Consider the following 17416-nt stretch of genomic DNA (forward strand, 5'->3'; position numbering starts at 1 on the left):
TCTTTATGTTAAGATTACTGTTTTTTGGGTAATTTCATATCATCATTAAACTCTGGTAATAAATTCTTCACATTGGTATTATCCAGATTGGTAGCATCTACAAAATACCATCGTTTCCCTTTATTTTTTGAAATCGCCAATAAATACGTAGTTCTTTTATCTTCTGTCCCTTGTACATCACTTATAATTGTTTGTGGTACTAAACAGTGTATTTCTTTTCCTGCAGTATATATCTTTTCTGGTTCACCTATACTGACTTCTTTAAATTGTATTCCCTGACTTTTTAATTGTTGCATCCCTCCTGCTACAGTTGCTATCATTTGCTTTTTTCCTCCCATCATTTCTACAATACGCGGATAGGTATATTTTGCTAAGGTTTCATAATCTTGCGTTACCATTGCTTTACACAACTCATTCCCTTGCTTGGTAATGTTATCACTATATTGATTTTGTCCATAGGTCATTCCGCTTATAAGGAATGTGATTACTACGATTAGTTGTTTGATCATTTAGTTTTGATTTTCTTTAGACTAGAAAGATACCATATTTATTATGGAAAATGTTATATTGATTATTTTAAACTTATAGAACATCAACAAAAAACATACAAACTATTAAATATTAACAAACCGAATTGATACCCATAATTTTAATCTAAATGCAACACAAATCAATTAATTATTATTTTCTTTACATACTCAGAGTTATCTTCTAAATAAATTTTCAATAAATACATTCCAGAATTTAGATTATGTTTCTTCAAAAAGAATGTTGAATTAACCTCTATTTTTTCTATTAATTTACCATGTAGATTATATATTTTGGCTAAACGAATTCTACTTTTTGATTTAAGATAGAATTGGTTAGTACTTGGATTGGGATATATTAATCCCCCTTTTTCAAAATCATTATTAACTAATGATAAACTATTAGTTAGTATATTAAGTTGATGTATCGCTCTATTTTCATAACGGTCAGTAGCTATAATATTTATTGAGAAATTATCTTGAAATTCAATAGTACCTGTTATTTCACCAGTTAAAGGATTAATATGTAGCCCACAAGGTAAATTATCTGAGCTATAGGTAATTTCTTGCCCTTCGGGTTCAGTAAAGGCATTACTAGGTAACTGGTAATTAAATGGATTTGTATGAAAATTAAAATCAGCTAAATTTCCGTTAGCTATAGGAGCTTCGTCTGTACCTACTTTTATCCAAAAAGTATCAGTATAAGATGAGTTTCCATCGGTTATCGAAATACTGATTTCACTCTCCCCTGACACATTAGTAGAAAAACTTCCTCCTAAATCTACCAGTTCAAATAAAGAGAAGTTAAAAACAGACATTTCAGATGGATTAATAAAACTTGAATTTGTAGATGTAAAACTGTATGTATTATTATTTACATTATAGTTATCTAAAAAATCTTTATCCATACGGATACTAGATGTACTTTCGCCCAAATCATATCTGTAGTTTTTTATTTTACTAAAAAAAACATCTTCTTCAGGATAATTATAAAACCAAAATGCTACTTCTTCTATCTCATTACCATCTGATATTTCTATATTAATTTTTGTTTCTCCTACTTTGTTTGTCGAAGTTATTTTTAATTCATTATTTTTGATTTCTATATTTGAAGATGGAACTATTAACTCATTTGAACTGGCAATACAATAAGAAAAATTCCCTGAAAATGAAGGGTCATTATGTGAAATAACAAAGGGAGTTATGATTTCTGCTGTATTAGTAACTCTTTTAAAAATGCTTTTAATAGTTGGAACTTCAAAATTTGATATATTAAAATATACTTTATCTCCACCTCCTGTATTCTTTTTGTAAATCCCCAAAATTGAATTGTCAGATCTAACAATTATATTATTACTAGTAGGCATGTTAATAAACAGATGATCTAATTCTGATTCTACTTTCCAATTTATACCATCCAAAGTAGATATTAATCTTTTTTCTCTTCTCTTTAAAGTTGTTCCATCTACTACATCTTGATAAGGTTTTATGCTCGTAGTTAACCATAACCTGTCATTCACTACAAAATGATTTCTGCTAAATCTTAAATTAACATCATACGGAAAAATATTTTTTTGCCATGTAGCCCCATCATCATCAGAAATATAAATTCCATTTTTGTTTACTTCAACTCCAAATTCATCATCTGTACCACCTGTAAGAATTAGTTTCCCATTAATAGAAACTACTTGAGGTAAAAAGAAATGAGGAAAATCTGTTGATAACTCATTTGTAACTAGCGTCCAATTTAATCCATCTACACTAGACCAGACATCATTATGAGAAGTATTACCATTATTCTCACCTCCAATCATATAGAGTTTATTGTTATGCACTAAGAGTTCACCTCTGCTTCTTCCAGGAAATGGCGCATTGTAATGATTCCAACTTATTCCATTATCAATTGAATAAGATACACGGCTACTTCCTCCCATTGATAAAACACCTCCAACATTATAAAAAACACCATTAAAAATGGTAAAATTACTTTTGTTTGTTAAAGTGCCATCATTAAGCACGACAATAGACCATGTTTCCCCATTATCTTCAGATTTTATTAGTTTAAATTCTGTTGTAGGACTACTAATAATACTACCTCTACCACCAAATAGATATAAATCGTTTTGGTGTTCAAATATTTCAAAAGAATTAGGTAAAACTATATCAGACAATGGAAATTGTCCTAAAATCATATTATAGAAAAACAAGAAAAACAAGATTAATATTTTTCTGATTTTTATATTCGCTAATATTATAATTTTCTCTTTCATTGTAATTGTTTTAAAAAATAACCTTTAAAAATAATACGATATCGTTTTAAAAACAATAAAGCAGATCACAATGAGATCAATCTTATTGTTTCTAATTATTTGATAATAAATTCAAAATAGCGACTTTTGATTTATTTTTTTCACTCAACAACTAATTTTACTTTTACATTTAGCGTTTTACATTTTAGATTTACAACATTAGTATTTTACCAAACGTTTGGTAATTAAAAAACTTTTTATACTTTTATACTATGAGACCACAAAAAGTATTAGACAAAGAAATTCTAGAAGGTTTAACCAAAGTCTTTCGCTCTAAAGGATATGAAGGAGCTAGCTTAAAAGAGCTATCAGAGGCTACTGGTTTAAAAAAAGCTAGTCTGTATCATAGATTCCCTAACGGAAAACAAGAAATGGCTAATGCTGTATTGAATCATTTAGGTAATTGGGTAGAAGAAAATGTCTTTAATACACTTTTAGATGAAAATCTAACACCTTCTAATCGACTAAAAAATGGCTTATTTCAGATTAAAACTTTATACGATAAAGGGCACAATTCCTGTATTTTTCGTGCACTGTCTATGGAATCTGGATTAGAATTATTTGAAAAACAAATCATGCAAGGTATGAATAAATGGATAGCGGTTTTTAGTGAGCTTGGATTAGCTTTTGGCCTACAGGAAGACATCGCGCAAAAAAAAGCATTACAGGCATTAGTTGAAATTCAAGGTAGTCTTGTGGTTACTAAAATCATGAGAGATATCTCAATTTTTGAAAATACCTTAAAAAATATTGAACAAGAATATCTTAGGTAAAAATTTGCTTAAGTATTTTACCAAACGTTCTGTAATTAAATAAAATAATTAGAAATGGAAAAATTAGCAATCGTAGTATTATCAGATCCAAAAGCAGGAGCAGAAGAATCTTTAGGAAGATTATTCAATTCACTCACCACAGCTTATGAATACAAAAATGCTGGTAAAGAAGTTAAAATAATATTTCAAGGAACAGGAACTAGATGGCCTGAGGTTTTAAAAGATGAGACTCATCCTGCTTATAAACTTTTTAACGAAGTAAGAGATGTTGTCGCAGGAGTTTCTGATGCTTGTGCAAAAGTGTGGGGAGCCGATCCTTCTGGTTTTGATTTATTAGGTGATAATAAAATCCCTAACATTCCCGGAGTTCCTAGCTTTTTAAACTTACAGAAACAAGGGTTTCAGATCATAATTTTTTAAATCGCTCATTGAGATATATCAAACTTATACATTAAATTATGGGAACAGTTTTTAATAATGGTGAACTAGAAATTCAAAAGCAATTAGGAGTCATAGATGTAGCTCAAAATATTAGTAAGATGATATCAAACCAGATCATTAAAGGAGCTATTCCTTTTATTGAGAGGCAAACAATTGCTGTTGTTAGTAGTTTGGATCCTCAAGGAAATGTTTGGATTTCTTTATTAATAGGTGATTTTGGTTTTACCAAAGTTGTTCATCCAAAAGAAATCTATTTTGATATATCTCAAATACGTAGCGTTACTAATGATATATTTTATACAAATATTAAAAAAGTGCCTAAAATTGGTACCTTATTTATAGAACTAGCTACTAGAAGAAGAATTAGAATTAATGGTGATGTATTACAAGAAAAAGAAAAAATCACCGTAAATGTTACCGAATCTTATCCTAATTGTCCTAAATATATTCAGCAACGAGGAGTTGAAAAATCTGAAATAACTAATGAGTTACATTCCTCACAAAGTTTTGGTACAAAACTTACTGCTTCGCAAAAAGAGTGGATACAAAATGCCGATACTATGTTTGTAGGAAGTGCTGGTTTGGATAATAAGCTAGATGCTTCTCATAGAGGTGGTCCTAAAGGCTTTGTTGAAATAGATCAAGACGATATCTTAAGTATCCCTGATTATCAAGGCAATAATTTATATAATACTTTAGGTAATTTAACCGAAAATCCAAAGGGTGGATTATTATTTATCGACTTTAAAAACAAAAGTACACTTCAATTAACTGGTGAAGTCTCAATGGTTTTTGATCAAAATAGTCATGAAGAACTAGATAAATCAACAGGAACAGGTAGATTTTGGTATTTTAAGGTTCATAAATGGATAGAAACCAAAAATCATCACACTGTTGATTGGAATTTCATCAGCTATTCCCCTTTTAATCCATAATTAAAAATATACATTTATTAAAACTATGCATTGAACTAATGAACATAGTAAAACGACTATCGATTTTTGAATTAATTTGATTACTATCTGTCACTGAACTGAGTCGAAGTGACGAATTTTACTCATCTGTTAATAAATCTCTTATTTTAAATTTTTAGATTTAGTATTTTACATTTTGACTTATCGGTCATTGAGTAGAGTCGAAGTGACTTTGCTATTAATAAATTCCATGGCTAACCGATTTTCTAAAATTTCTAATCTTGTGGATCATCTTTAGATAAACCATACTCGATTTGAAGTCTAGGTTTACTTCCTAGATGTTTTGGATCATTATTAGTTATTGTTTCTATTTTGATTTTTGTAGCATCACTTTGCTTTAACAAATATTCCGAAATATATTTTATACGTTCTTTATTATAATTTGTAGAAACAGAATCTACATAAGATCTTCCTACTAACGCTAATGATGCTTGTGTAACTGTCAAAGAATCACTTCCTATTTTTGTATTCACAAATGTTTCAAATAATGCTAAGTTTTTCTCGTAATCCTTCTGATATTCCTTAAAAAACTGTTCTCCCATTTTAGCTCTAGCTAAAGCTTCTTTTTGCAAATCTTCATCAACATAATATTTAAGGTTGATTGATAACCCTGGCTTCTTATTTTCTAGTTTTATAAGTTTATCCAGTTGCTTATAATGTTTTGGTGTGGGGATAGCATCTACATAACTAAACTTAATTTCTTCTAAATCTTTAGGGTCACCTCCTATTAGGTTTCCTAATAATTTAATAGGTTTAGAAACCGTCTTTACTATTAAATTGCTAAAAGCTTTCCATACAATTTTACCTACTTTTATTTGTGGATCATTTAGATTTCCCCTTACTGGAATATCCATATTGATTTCACCGTCTTTATCGGTCAATAAAAAGAAAGCAAATTTTAAAGGAAGATGGTAAAGTCCTTTACGCGTATTCTTAAGTTCAGCATTCTTTACTTTTAATTTATTCTCTACTTCAAGTGCCCCATCAACAATTTTTGTGGTTGAGTAATAATACATATTACCTTCTATAAGGTTATGCCCCATATAATAGTTGGTATAAATATTAAGATCTGGAAGTAGAAAATTCTCAACAGCGATATCAAGATTAAAATCTCTGGTGTAATCATTAGGATTAACCCCTAATTTTGCCACAAGGTTCCCTCTATTGTTTAGCGTCATTGTAGCATTTAGGTTGATTTTATCCATTTTGCTTGAGATATTATCTGTATCAATTACAATATCACTTAAATGATAATTAAATGGTTTTCCTGTTAAATTATCTGTATAATCCAATACACTATTTTCAACTTTTAAGTGGTTGATCGTATATTGAATAGTAGTGATACTATCTTTTTGAACCTGTTCTACTTCTGTTGTTTCTTCTACTTTAAAAATTTTGAAAAAGTTATTGCTTGATTCATTCAATTGAAAGAAGGTATATGCACCATCAAGTACTATATCATTTATTACATAATTGCTATTAGCATAATCTATTTTTTCTATACCAGTTGTTATCGTATTAGCTGCCAAAAATGTTTTATCACTTGTATCAGTCATTTTAAAGTTTTGAACTTTAGCAATTCCGTTTATTAAAGGAATAACAGAGGTACTTGCATTCGTTTCTCCATCAATATTGATTGTCGCATCTAGTTTACCTTCTAAACTATTTATTTCGGCATATTCGAGAACGTATTTATAAAATGGTTTTAAGTCTATATTTTGAGCCGTTATCTTGGCTCTATAATTACTTGTTATAGGATCTATTTTCAACTCAGATTCAATATGTCCGTCACCTGTATCAAATGCTATTTTTGCATCACTTTTTTCTTTTTGATCCCATCGTATATTAGGAATACTAAACGAAATATTATCTAGTTTAATGGTTTCCTCTATATCTTTATCTAAAAAATGTACATTAGCATTTTTTAATCTTAATGCTGATATATCGTATTTAAAAGGATCTGTTTTTGTTTCAGTTTCAATCGTATCGTTAGTTGCAAAGAAGTTTATAAGGCTATCAAAATTAAATAGGGAATCTTTTTTTATGATAGTTGCTTTTAATCCCTTTAGATCAAACTCTTCGACCACTACGGTATTATTTAGTAATTGTAGCGGTGCTAAATTTACCTCCAACGTATCAAACGACACAAAAGTATCTGTATCGTTACCTTCAAGCATTTTAAAATCATAAACTTTGGCAGTACTTGTAAAGTAGTTATATTTTAATGTATTAATAGCTATTGTTCTACCTAGTAATTCTTTGCTGTTATTAACTACATACTTTTTAACTACTATTGGTAATAGTATTAATATAACTATGATGATACCCAATATAATAATGGTAATATTTCTTGTTTTTTTTGAGGGTAATCTCATAACATATTCAATTGAAATTAGTTTACAAATATACAGTTTAAACTAAATTGAATATCGGATTATGATTTTATAATTATGATTTTTTCTAGCCAATATTTTCGAAAATATAGATAACACTTATTCAAAAAATAGAGTCGATTTTAGTTTTATTTATTCTAACGGTTTAATTACTATTTACAGAAAGGTATAGTGATCTTTATTTAATTTAATCCATTTACGCACTCTTGCTCGTGCATTTTTATATGGTGAAGAAGTATTGAGTTGAATCATTTTGCCTTTACTCCATTTATCATACCATGGAGTTTCATATAACTCTTCTTGAGTATGTTCTTCTATTAATAATAAAATACGTTCTACTGTGTTTTCTAACTGTGCTAACAATTTGGGATATGTATCATCATAAGTCGTATAGAAATGTTGTGCTAGTTTACCTAACTCATTCCATTTATATCCTGTTTCAGGGAAATCAACCTCAACTCCTTCTTTTTTTAATTTATCCCATTTTAAAACCAATTCACTCCAGCCTATCAAATAACTCACCAAGTTACAAATACTCATTTGCGTTCCTTTTGCATGCCCTTCTAGCGATTGGATAGATGTTACTTCTTCTGGTATCCGCTTTAAATCAACAACCAATTTATGATAGTCGTTTTTTATAGCTGCTAATAATTCTTCTTTGGTTTTAGGTACTGCCACTCTTTATTAAATATTGATCTTTAGTTAAAAATACATTATTTACAAGTAACGATAAACCAAAAAGCAGAAATAAATTAAGTTTATTTCTGCTTTTTATGTTTTTGATATACTGACTTAGAATGTTACATTTCCTGTATTAGACATTACACCAGTATAATGTATATCCCATTCATTATCATTAAGGTTATCTAATGACTTAAAAATTCGTTGATATAATCTTGACTGACCTTCCCCAACAACATTTTGATAATCACCATCAATTTCTATATTAAGCTTTTCTAATCTCCATCCATCAGTTCCTTTAAGCTTTATTCTTGAAGATCGTAATCCTATAGAACTTAATGTATTCAGTTCATGTTCATATATCATTAAATAAAAATCCCATCCTCCTTGTCTATCGTTATAGTCTTCTCTATTTAACGATACATATCCTGTATCATATACTCCTCCATTAGTATTAAAATATACTTTAATTTCAACCTCTCCAGTAGTTTCATCATCTATTCCTGTACCAGTTTTTGTTCCTATAGTGTAAAATATTTTATCCACACTTGCTCTAGTTATATTTTTAGCTTTAAAAGTATTTATATCTTTATTCCACAAAGTTTTGGCTTGCTCATACGATAAATTTGCATCATATCGTTTATGTAAGATAGATTTACCTTGTACTGCTATATCTTCTTTTACAATTTCATTTTGAATTGGTGCTTCTATAGCTTCTTTTTCACATGAAGTTGTTAAGATTACACTCATACTTAATAACAGATACGCCCCTAATAATTTAATAGTTTTCATTTGTTTGATTTTTAAGAAATTAGATTAGTGTTCTATAACAAGAGTATCTTTTGGCGCCTTAAGAGTACTATGTTTTATTCTGTTGACTAAAGTATAAGATGTTTCTTAAAAAAAATATTTCATCATATTTCATTTAGATAACCAGTCATAAAAAAAGGCTATTCTAGAATTTCTAAAATAGCCTTTATCGTATAGTTTATTTTCTATTAATTATCAAAATTGGCAATACAAGCTTCTATACATTTTTCTCCATCAATAGCTGCCGATATTATTCCTCCTGCATATCCCGCTCCTTCTCCGCATGGATACAATCCTTTGATCTGGGTATGCTCTAGTGTTTTATAATCTCTAGGAATACGTACTGGCGAAGATGTTCTTGATTCTGGTGCATGTACTACGGCTTCATTAGTCAAATATCCACGCATACGCTGATCAAACATTTTAAATCCTTCTTGTAATGTTTTATGTATAAACTTAGGAAACACCGTTCCCATATCACTTGAAGTTAATCCTGGTTTATAAGAAGTTTCTGGTAAGTTTGTAGATATTTTTCCTTGTGTCATATCTACCAAACGTTGTGCAGGAACACGTTGTGTTTCTCCACCAACTTTAAATGCAGTTTGTTCTATTTGTTTTTGAAAATGCATTCCTGCCAATGGCCCATATGCTGCAAACTCTTTAAAATCTTCTAATCTTAATTCTACTACAATTCCACTATTAGAAGTAGGCTGATCTCGTTTTGATGGTGACCATCCATTGGTTACTACTTCTCCAGGACTTGTTGCACATGGGGCAATCACACCTCCTGGGCACATACAAAATGAATACATTCCTCTACCGCCTACTTGTTTTACTATACTATATGGAGATGGTGGCAAATAGGGACCTCTATCTTCACATTTATATTGTATTTGATCTATCAACTGCTGACTGTGTTCAACTCGCACTCCTAACGCAAAAGCTTTGGCTTCTATCTCTATTTCTTTACGATATAACAATTCAAAAATATCTCGTGCAGAATGCCCTGTTGCCAAAATAACATTTTTTACTTCTAAGGTATCTCCTCCTTCAAGTACTACTCCATTTACAGCTCCATCTTGAATTTTAAAATCGACAACTTTGGTTTCAAATAGTACTTTTCCGCCATGAGCGATAATCTTTTCTCTAATCGCAGCTATAATAGCTGGTAATTTATTGGTACCTATATGTGGATGAGCATCTACCATAATCTTGGACGTTGCTCCAAATCCAACTAATAACTTAAGAATTCTATTAACATCTCCTCTTTTTTTGGATCGTGTATAGAGTTTACCATCACTATATGTTCCTGCTCCTCCTTCACCAAAACAATAATTAGAATTTTCGTTTACTATATGATCTCTATTGATGGCTTTTAAATCTCTACGTCTAGCCTGTACATCTTTTCCGCGTTCTAATACTATAGGTTTATATCCTAATTCTACACAACGCAATGCTGCAAATAATCCCGCTGGTCCTGCTCCTATAATGGCTATTTCTGGAGCGTTACTCACCTCTGGATATTCTGGTAAGGTAATAGTTTCGTCTACATATTCTTCATTTACATAAACTGCAACTTTCAGATTAATTTTAATTGCTTTTTGCCTTGCATCTATAGAGCGTTTAACAATTTGAACATGGGTTATTTCGTTAAACGGAATCCCATTTTTTCTTGCTATATGTCTCTTTAGTTTTTCTGGTGTAGCTGCTATTTCTGGCGAAACTTGTATTGTAAATTCGTATGGCAAAACGTTCCTTTTTTGTTCTTTCGGTGGCGCGAAGATACGATATTACTTCTATTTGTTTTTTATGTAGGTTGGGCTAATTTTATACTTTACATAAATGATTTTGGATCTGTATCATATCCTACAAATATTTTTTCTTTAAACGTTGCTCTCAATGCTTCACGTTCCTCTACACTAAAAGCATTAGGATATATACGTAACTCTTTAAAATTAGGTAACGTTAATAATGCTTTAGGAATATCTTTAATCTTATTTCCTCCTATTTCTATGTTCTCTATATTTTTAAGCGCTAATATTTCTTCTGGAAATACCTCAAATTTATTATCAGATAGCACCAATGTTTTTAGGTTTTGTAATGCTGTTATAGTTGTTGGTAATACTGTCAATTCATTAGCATTAAGATTAAGCCATGTTGTACTGGATGGTAATACTGGTATATCTTGTAGTTTGTTATTACTCAAACTTATACTAGTCAATTTGTATAATGTCGATATATTCGGAATTTCGATCAATTGATTATACTCAAGACTTAATTGTTCTAATGATGTTAGTTCCGCTATTTCTTCTGGTAGTTGAGTTATTTTATTGTTAGATAGGTCTAAACGCTTTAATTGTTTTAATTTTTGAATAGCTGCACTAATTGTCGTAATTCGATTACTACTTAAATTAAGTTTTTGTAATTGTGGTAATTCATATAATGCTACTGGTATCTCAGATATACATTCCTTTTGCAATTCAATATCTTCAACAGCCTTTAGCTCTTGTATTTCTTCAGGAATACTTCCCCAACCTTGTCTTCCTCCTCTTATAAACTTAGTATTTACAGCATATGACTCTCCAAAAAGAATTACTCTTCCGCTAGCTAGCGTTGAAAAATCTTTAAATACCTGCACATTTTCTAATTCCCATTCTACACATAGGGTACATTCTTCATCTTCTTCTTGGGTTGCATAAAAGAGTGAATATTCTGTATCATGCCAATAATTACTAACCATCAAGAACGTATCATCCTTTTTAATGGTTTTAAATATTGAACTATCTAATAATTCTATTACTGCTATTTCTACAAATCCAATAAATAATCGTTGAAACAAATACAATTCGCCTCGTAGTTCATCTTGCCAATTAGGAATATCTTCAAAAATAAGATTTACCAATACTGTTCCATCAATTTCATATTCACCTAAATCAGGATCTAACCACTCCTCATAAGTTGTACCCGAATCTAAATACATCCAAGCTTGATCAAAAGAATGATCATCCCAACAAAAAGCAAACGTCCCGATAATTTCTTCTTCTTCGGTTATTCTCTCATAACTTTTTTCTAATACAGCTTTAAGACTTCCTAGAGTTTCATCAATAGCTATAGCTTGTAGTCGTGTTATTATTTCTGGATGTTCTTTAATCCATCGATTAGGACTTTTTTCTAATCGCTTGACACTAGCTGTTATATATTGTTGAAGTTTTATACGGTTTTGATTCATTGCTTCTTTTGATTGGATTCGTTTTATAAAGATATTTTTTTTCTAGTAATTAACAATCGAGTCTGTTTCATTTTTGAGCGTTGGTTATGGCAATCCTCACCCAATCAATGCCTTATTTATTTTGCATAAAAATCTGCTATTTTTTTATGCTGCTCTTTGATATACAATCCTTATCTTGTGTATCTTTGACAAACAAATTATAGGAATGCAGTTTAAACACCCAGAATTTCTTTACGCATTATTTGCTTTAATAATCCCTATTCTTGTTCATTTATTTCAATTACGTCGCTTTAAGAAAGTACTTTTTACCAATGTTCAATTCTTAAAACAAGTAGAAATTCAAACTCGTAAAAGTTCGCAAATCAAAAAATGGCTTACTTTATTAGCTCGTCTTTTAGCTTTTGCTGCTATAGTTCTTGCTTTTGCACAACCCTTTTTTACTTCAAAAAATAGCGCTGTTCAAACTCAGGATACCGTGATTTATCTAGACAATTCGTTTAGTATGGAAGCTAAAGGTGCTCGTGGCCCGTTATTACAACGTAGCATCCAAGAATTAATTAGTGCTATTCCTGAAGAAGAAGAAGTTTCATTATTTACTAATGATTTAAGTTTTAAAAATACCTATATCAAAGATATTCAAAATGACTTATTAGATCTTTCATACAGTGCAAATCAATTGTCATATGATGCTGCATTTCTTAAAGCCAAAACACTTTTAACTGATTCTAAAGCACAATTGAAACGCATTATTTTAATTTCGGATTTTCAACAAAAAGGAGAAACTATACAGTTTGTATCTCCTGAAAATACTCAAGTGGATCTTATTCAATTACAAGCTGAAACTACTCAAAATATTGCTATTGATACTTTATTTCTTTCAAAAAACGAAGCAAATGAACTGCTATTAAATGCACAATTAAGTACAGGGGATCAAGCTGTAGATAATGTTTCCTTGGCTTTATATAACAAAGATAATCTCATTGCAAAAACAGGTATTACCATAGCTCAAAACAGACAGGCTACTACCGAATTTATTTTACCAAAGAATACAGAGATTTTAGGAAAACTTACTATTTCTGATCCTAATATTACTTTTGACAACACTCGTTATTTCACCATGAACACTCCCGAAAAAATCAAAGTTTTGGCAATTAATGAGGTTGCAGATGATTTTATCAAACGTATTTGTACTGAAAATGAATTTGAATTAAAAACTACCAGTTTAAAACAATTAAATTATAATGATATTGCCGAAGTTAATGTTGTTTTTCTTAACGAAATAGCACAACTTCCTGTTTCTCTTATAAACACTTTACAAACGTTTATGAATTCTGGTGGTATTGTGTGTTTTGTTCCTGCTATCAACGGAAGCCTAAGTTCGTATCAACAACTTATTCCTTCTTTACAAAGAATTCAAAATCAAGAAAAAAAGATTACAACTATAGCTTTCAATCATCCGCTATATCAAGGTGTTTTTGATAAAAAAATAACTAATTTTCAATATCCAAAGGTTAACCAGTATTATACAACATCGGTAACTAACGCTATTCTTAGTTATGAAGATAGTCGCCCTTTCTTATATCAATACAATAATCTTTTTGTTTTTACTGCGGCTTTAAGTAGTGAAAATTCAAACTTTATCAATGCACCTCTTATAGTTCCCACAGTATATAATATTGCTAGACAAAGTCTACAACTTCCTCAAATAGCATATCAAATTGGTGTACCTAATCAATATGACATCAATACACAGTTACAACAAGACGAAATTTTATCATTAGTTACTACAGAGGAACAAGTGATTCCGTTACAGCAAACTTATGCTTCAAAAGTACGCATCACTACAAACGAAACTCCTGCCAAAGCCGGAATTTATGCTGTACAGAATAAAGAAGATATCTTACAGTATGTAAGTTATAACTATAATACATCAGAGAGCAAATTGAATTACCATTCACTTGAAGATACTGCAAATTATACCGTGCACGAAAATGTAACTTCCTTGTTTGACCAAATACAAGAAGACAATTCTTTGCAAGAACTTTGGAAATGGTTTGTTATTTTTGCGCTAGGATTTTTATTGATCGAAATTTTATTGTTAAAACACTTAAAATGAAAGTGCTCTTAAAAGCTGCTACTATAGTCGACTCTAAGTCGCCTTATCACAAACAAATTGTAGATATCTATATTGAAAAAGGTATCATCAAACAAATTGGTCAATCACTTACTGTCGACGACACTACACAAATAGTTGAAGTTGAAGATTTACATGTTTCTTCTGGTTGGTTTGATTCTAGTGTTTGTATTGGAGAGCCTGGATATGAAGAGCGCGAAACTGTAGCTAATGCTTTAGTTGTAGCTGCAAAAAGTGGTTTCACTCATATTGCTGTACAACCTAATAGCAATCCTATAATTGATAGTAGCACAACTTTAAGTTTCTTAAAAAATAAAGCTTGGGGTAACGCTACCGAGTTACATCCTATTGGAGCATTAACTATGCAGTCAAAAGGTATAGATCTAGCCGAACTATATGATATGCAACAACAGGGTGCTATTGCTTTTGGTGATTATAAAAAATCAATTAACAATCCTAATCTATTAAAGTTAGCCTTATTATATGCTCAAAATTTTGACGGATTAGTACAGTCTTATCCTCAAGATAATCAAATTGCAGGAAAAGGTATTGTTAACGAAGAAGAACAAAGTACATTATTAGGGTTAAAAGGTATTCCTGCTCTAGCAGAAGAATTACAAATTGCTCGTGACTTATATATTCTTGAATATACGGGAGGAAAATTACATGTTCCTACAATTTCTACAGCAAAATCTGTTGCTTTGATACGTGAAGCCAAAGCTAAAGGTTTACAAGTAAGTTGCAGTGTTGCGGTACATCATCTAGCTCTTACAGATACTTTATTACAAGAGTTTGATACCAATTATAAAGTACAACCTCCTTTACGTACACAAAATGATGTAACTGCACTTATCGCAGGTGTTAATGATGGCACTATAGATATGATCACTAGCGATCATCGTCCTATGGATATTGAACATAAAAAAGTAGAATTTGATAATGCTGCATATGGTACTATAGGTCTAGAAAGTACTTATGGTATTTGTGCTACGCTTTTAGATACTGATACCTTAGTTCGTGCATTAACTGCTGGGAAATCTATTTTTGGCATTGACAATGCTATTATTACTGAAGGAGCTATCGCAGATTTAACTTTATTTAATACACAAGGTAACACCACATTTACAACAAATGATATCTTGTCTACTTCAAAGAATTCTGCTTTTATCGATCAAAAAGTCAAAGGTCATGTTTATGGCGTTTATGCAAATCAACAATTAATTTTAAAATCATAATATTACCATGCAATCGAATTATGCCAAAGAAGGGAAAACTGCTGCAATTGTAGCTTATCTTTCAATTATAGGAACTATCATTGCTTATTTCTTAAATAATGATAGCAAAAACACTTTTGCTAATTTCCATATTAGACAAGGATTAGGTGTTTGGGTTACCTTTTATCTATTAGGTGCATTGGTCTCTATTTTTGATTCATGGATGATCTCTTTTCCTTTTTATATTTTTATCGTTGTATTAATTTTTTATGGATTAATTACAGCAATCAGAGAAGAAGAAAAACCCGTTCCATTTTTGGGTGAACGTTTTCAAGAATGGTTCAAATTTATTTAATCAACATATTATAGACTAACTTAAAGAGTTAGTCTTCCTTTTTTATATAAAAAAACAATTTACTATTGGCATTAAAGATTTTTAAATCAATCTTAAAACTCATCATTTTCTTGATGCTCACTGTGATTACGCAAATTGGTGGTATCATTTATGCTTTTGTAGAGCTTTTACCTTTACGCCGCTTTGCGCGTTATCGTTTTTTAAAAATTGTCATCTTTACTGTATTATATGCGGTAAGTACATTTTATGCAGTACCTAAAGTTGCTGCACTTTATGGAAGAGTACCTATACACGATACGCCTAATTTAAAAGCGCATTCTGTAATTACTAAATTATGTAATAGAAATTATGTTGATCCATCTCTTAATACAGTATTAAAACAAGCTGCAATTGCATTACATAGAAAACACCAAGGAATTTATCTTGTTTACTTAGATGCTAGTTTTCCTTTTTTTAATCAATTTCCGTTATTACCTCATCTTAGTCATAATGATGGAAAGAAGATCGATATTAGTTTTATCTATAAAGATCAAAATGGCAATCTTGTCAATCAAAAACCTTCTATAAGTGGTTATGGTGTTTTTGAAGCACCAACAGGAAAAGAGCATAATCAAATCATAACGTGTAAACAACAAGGTAGTTATTGGTATGATTTTACTCAATATGCTACATTGGGTACCATATATACCGATTTAGCTTTTGCTAAAAAGGCTACAAAAGACTTACTTTTGGAACTCCTTAAACGCAAAGACGTTCAAAAAATATTTATAGAACCTCATCTTAAAGATCGCTTACAACTTAAGAGTTCAAAAATTCGTTTTCAGGGTTGTAGTGCCGTTCGTCATGATGATCATATACATTTAGAAATACAATAATTATCAACTTATATGCAAACAAAAAATCTCTCTCTATATCATATTATTCAAGAACCAAAAATAAAGAAGGAACATACACCTGCTTTATTTTTATTTCACGGTTATGGTAGCGATGAAAAAGATCTGTTCTCTTTTGCTTCAGAGTTACCAGAAGAATTGTTTATCATTTCTGTTCGTGCACCTCATCCTATGCAACCTTATGGTAATGCTTGGTATGCTATTCATTGGGATGCTAGTGATGGTAAACTTAATGATGTTCCTCAAGCTATTGCGTCTAGAGATGCTATAGTTAATTTTATTGAAGAAGCCATTACTGCTTATGATTTAGATCCAACTAATATTTCCCTGTTAGGTTTTAGTCAAGGTGCAATTTTAAGTTATGCAGTAGCCTTATCATATCCAGAAAAAGTTAAGAACATTGTTGCTTTAAGCGGTTATATAAGTGCAGATTTCTTTGCAGATGGTTATACTTCAAATGATTTCTCTAAGCTTAATATTTATTGTTCTCACGGTAGTGTGGATCAAGTAATTCCTATTCAATTAGCACGTCAAACGCCTAGCTTCTTAAAATCACTAGGCATTACGACTACGCTTAACGAATTTCCGGTAGGTCATGGAGTTGCTCCTCAAAACTTTTATCAATTTAAAGAATGGTTAAGTAAGTTGATATAAACTAGAGAGACCTATAAGGTAACGAACTT

The 17416-nt window shown here is 30.5% G+C and carries 15 protein-coding genes; 8 read left to right on the forward strand and 7 right to left on the reverse strand.

Going from position 1 to position 17416, the window contains the following annotated elements; genetic code table 11:
* Nucleotides 1-14 precede the first annotated feature (14 nt).
* Nucleotides 15-509, reverse strand: coding sequence for a hypothetical protein (locus ACYEKI_RS02890; protein WP_459209654.1), 495 nt, complete (start codon nucleotides 507-509; stop codon nucleotides 15-17).
* A 161-nt stretch (nucleotides 510-670) separates the two neighbouring features.
* On the reverse strand, nucleotides 671-2797 hold the full coding sequence (locus tag ACYEKI_RS02895) for a T9SS type A sorting domain-containing protein (protein ID WP_459209655.1): 2127 nt from the start codon (nucleotides 2795-2797) through the stop codon (nucleotides 671-673).
* 251 nt (nucleotides 2798-3048) lie between these two features.
* Here ACYEKI_RS02895 and ACYEKI_RS02900 point away from each other — a divergent pair, with 251 nt between their 5' ends.
* From ACYEKI_RS02900 to ACYEKI_RS02910, 3 genes are read left to right on the forward strand one after another with little or no spacing between them, the layout of a single operon-like run.
* A complete protein-coding gene (locus ACYEKI_RS02900) occupies nucleotides 3049-3609 on the forward strand; it encodes a TetR/AcrR family transcriptional regulator (RefSeq protein WP_459209656.1) in 561 nt (186 codons plus the stop codon).
* A 54-nt stretch (nucleotides 3610-3663) separates the two neighbouring features.
* Nucleotides 3664-4029 carry a DsrE family protein gene (locus ACYEKI_RS02905; RefSeq protein ID WP_459209657.1) on the forward strand — a complete coding sequence of 122 codons (366 nt, stop codon included), beginning with the start codon at nucleotides 3664-3666 and terminating at the stop codon, nucleotides 4027-4029.
* A 38-nt stretch (nucleotides 4030-4067) separates the two neighbouring features.
* Nucleotides 4068-4985 carry a pyridoxamine 5'-phosphate oxidase family protein gene (locus ACYEKI_RS02910; protein WP_459209658.1) on the forward strand — a complete coding sequence of 306 codons (918 nt, stop codon included), beginning with the start codon at nucleotides 4068-4070 and terminating at the stop codon, nucleotides 4983-4985.
* A gap of 254 nt (nucleotides 4986-5239) precedes the next feature.
* On the opposite strand, the gene ACYEKI_RS02915 is transcribed toward ACYEKI_RS02910, so the two are convergent.
* The 5 genes from ACYEKI_RS02915 to ACYEKI_RS02935 all read right to left on the reverse strand — a co-directional run bounded on the left by ACYEKI_RS02915 (nucleotide 5240) and on the right by ACYEKI_RS02935 (nucleotide 12137).
* Complete coding sequence (locus tag ACYEKI_RS02915) at nucleotides 5240-7399, reverse strand: DUF748 domain-containing protein (RefSeq protein WP_459209659.1); 2160 nt, start codon at nucleotides 7397-7399, stop codon at nucleotides 5240-5242.
* A 174-nt stretch (nucleotides 7400-7573) separates the two neighbouring features.
* The gene (locus ACYEKI_RS02920) at nucleotides 7574-8095 is read right to left on the reverse strand and encodes a ClbS/DfsB family four-helix bundle protein (protein ID WP_459209660.1); all 522 of its coding nucleotides are present in this window, start codon (nucleotides 8093-8095) and stop codon (nucleotides 7574-7576) included.
* Nucleotides 8096-8209: 114 nt separating this feature from the next.
* Nucleotides 8210-8890: a hypothetical protein gene (locus tag ACYEKI_RS02925; RefSeq protein ID WP_459209661.1), complete on the reverse strand. Its 681-nt coding sequence runs from the start codon at nucleotides 8888-8890 to the stop codon at nucleotides 8210-8212.
* 206 nt (nucleotides 8891-9096) lie between these two features.
* Nucleotides 9097-10656: an NAD(P)/FAD-dependent oxidoreductase gene (locus ACYEKI_RS02930; protein WP_459209662.1), complete on the reverse strand. Its 1560-nt coding sequence runs from the start codon at nucleotides 10654-10656 to the stop codon at nucleotides 9097-9099.
* Nucleotides 10657-10742: 86 nt separating this feature from the next.
* Entirely contained in the window at nucleotides 10743-12137 is a 1395-nt protein-coding gene (locus ACYEKI_RS02935; protein WP_459209663.1) for a leucine-rich repeat domain-containing protein, read from the reverse strand.
* 205 nt (nucleotides 12138-12342) lie between these two features.
* On the opposite strand from ACYEKI_RS02935, the gene ACYEKI_RS02940 reads away from it, so the two are divergent.
* From ACYEKI_RS02940 to ACYEKI_RS02960, 5 genes are all read left to right on the forward strand, one after another.
* The gene (locus ACYEKI_RS02940; protein WP_459209664.1) at nucleotides 12343-14253 is read left to right on the forward strand and encodes a BatA domain-containing protein; all 1911 of its coding nucleotides are present in this window, start codon (nucleotides 12343-12345) and stop codon (nucleotides 14251-14253) included.
* A complete protein-coding gene (locus ACYEKI_RS02945) occupies nucleotides 14250-15506 on the forward strand; it encodes a dihydroorotase (RefSeq protein WP_459209665.1) in 1257 nt (418 codons plus the stop codon). The genes ACYEKI_RS02940 and ACYEKI_RS02945 overlap by 4 nt, the downstream gene beginning before the upstream one ends.
* A 7-nt stretch (nucleotides 15507-15513) precedes the next feature.
* Nucleotides 15514-15840: a hypothetical protein gene (locus tag ACYEKI_RS02950; protein ID WP_459209666.1), complete on the forward strand. Its 327-nt coding sequence runs from the start codon at nucleotides 15514-15516 to the stop codon at nucleotides 15838-15840.
* A gap of 65 nt (nucleotides 15841-15905) precedes the next feature.
* Nucleotides 15906-16715, forward strand: a complete 810-nt coding sequence (locus ACYEKI_RS02955) for a hypothetical protein (protein WP_459209667.1) — start codon at nucleotides 15906-15908, stop codon at nucleotides 16713-16715.
* Between the two features lie 12 nt (nucleotides 16716-16727).
* Nucleotides 16728-17387 carry an alpha/beta hydrolase gene (locus ACYEKI_RS02960; RefSeq protein WP_459209668.1) on the forward strand — a complete coding sequence of 220 codons (660 nt, stop codon included), beginning with the start codon at nucleotides 16728-16730 and terminating at the stop codon, nucleotides 17385-17387.
* Nucleotides 17388-17416 lie beyond the last annotated feature (29 nt).

Source organism: Aquimarina rhabdastrellae, assembly GCA_947387485.1.
Classification (GTDB): Bacteria; Bacteroidota; Bacteroidia; order Flavobacteriales; family Flavobacteriaceae; genus Aquimarina.

Excerpts from the sequence above, each read along its gene's own strand:
- ACYEKI_RS02915 (WP_459209659.1), bottom strand. The coding sequence starts at position 7,399 with ATGAGATTACCCTCAAAAAAAACAAGAAATATTACCATTATTATATTG.
- ACYEKI_RS02900 (WP_459209656.1), top strand. The coding sequence starts at position 3,049 with ATGAGACCACAAAAAGTATTAGACAAAGAAATTCTAGAAGGTTTAACC.
- ACYEKI_RS02960 (WP_459209668.1), top strand. The coding sequence starts at position 16,728 with ATGCAAACAAAAAATCTCTCTCTATATCATATTATTCAAGAACCAAAA.
- ACYEKI_RS02925 (WP_459209661.1), bottom strand. The coding sequence starts at position 8,890 with ATGAAAACTATTAAATTATTAGGGGCGTATCTGTTATTAAGTATGAGT.
- ACYEKI_RS02910 (WP_459209658.1), top strand. The coding sequence starts at position 4,068 with ATGGGAACAGTTTTTAATAATGGTGAACTAGAAATTCAAAAGCAATTA.
- ACYEKI_RS02940 (WP_459209664.1), top strand. The coding sequence starts at position 12,343 with ATGCAGTTTAAACACCCAGAATTTCTTTACGCATTATTTGCTTTAATA.
- ACYEKI_RS02890 (WP_459209654.1), bottom strand. The coding sequence starts at position 509 with ATGATCAAACAACTAATCGTAGTAATCACATTCCTTATAAGCGGAATG.
- ACYEKI_RS02950 (WP_459209666.1), top strand. The coding sequence starts at position 15,514 with ATGCAATCGAATTATGCCAAAGAAGGGAAAACTGCTGCAATTGTAGCT.
- ACYEKI_RS02945 (WP_459209665.1), top strand. The coding sequence starts at position 14,250 with ATGAAAGTGCTCTTAAAAGCTGCTACTATAGTCGACTCTAAGTCGCCT.
- ACYEKI_RS02935 (WP_459209663.1), bottom strand. The coding sequence starts at position 12,137 with ATGAATCAAAACCGTATAAAACTTCAACAATATATAACAGCTAGTGTC.
- ACYEKI_RS02905 (WP_459209657.1), top strand. The coding sequence starts at position 3,664 with ATGGAAAAATTAGCAATCGTAGTATTATCAGATCCAAAAGCAGGAGCA.
- ACYEKI_RS02895 (WP_459209655.1), bottom strand. The coding sequence starts at position 2,797 with ATGAAAGAGAAAATTATAATATTAGCGAATATAAAAATCAGAAAAATA.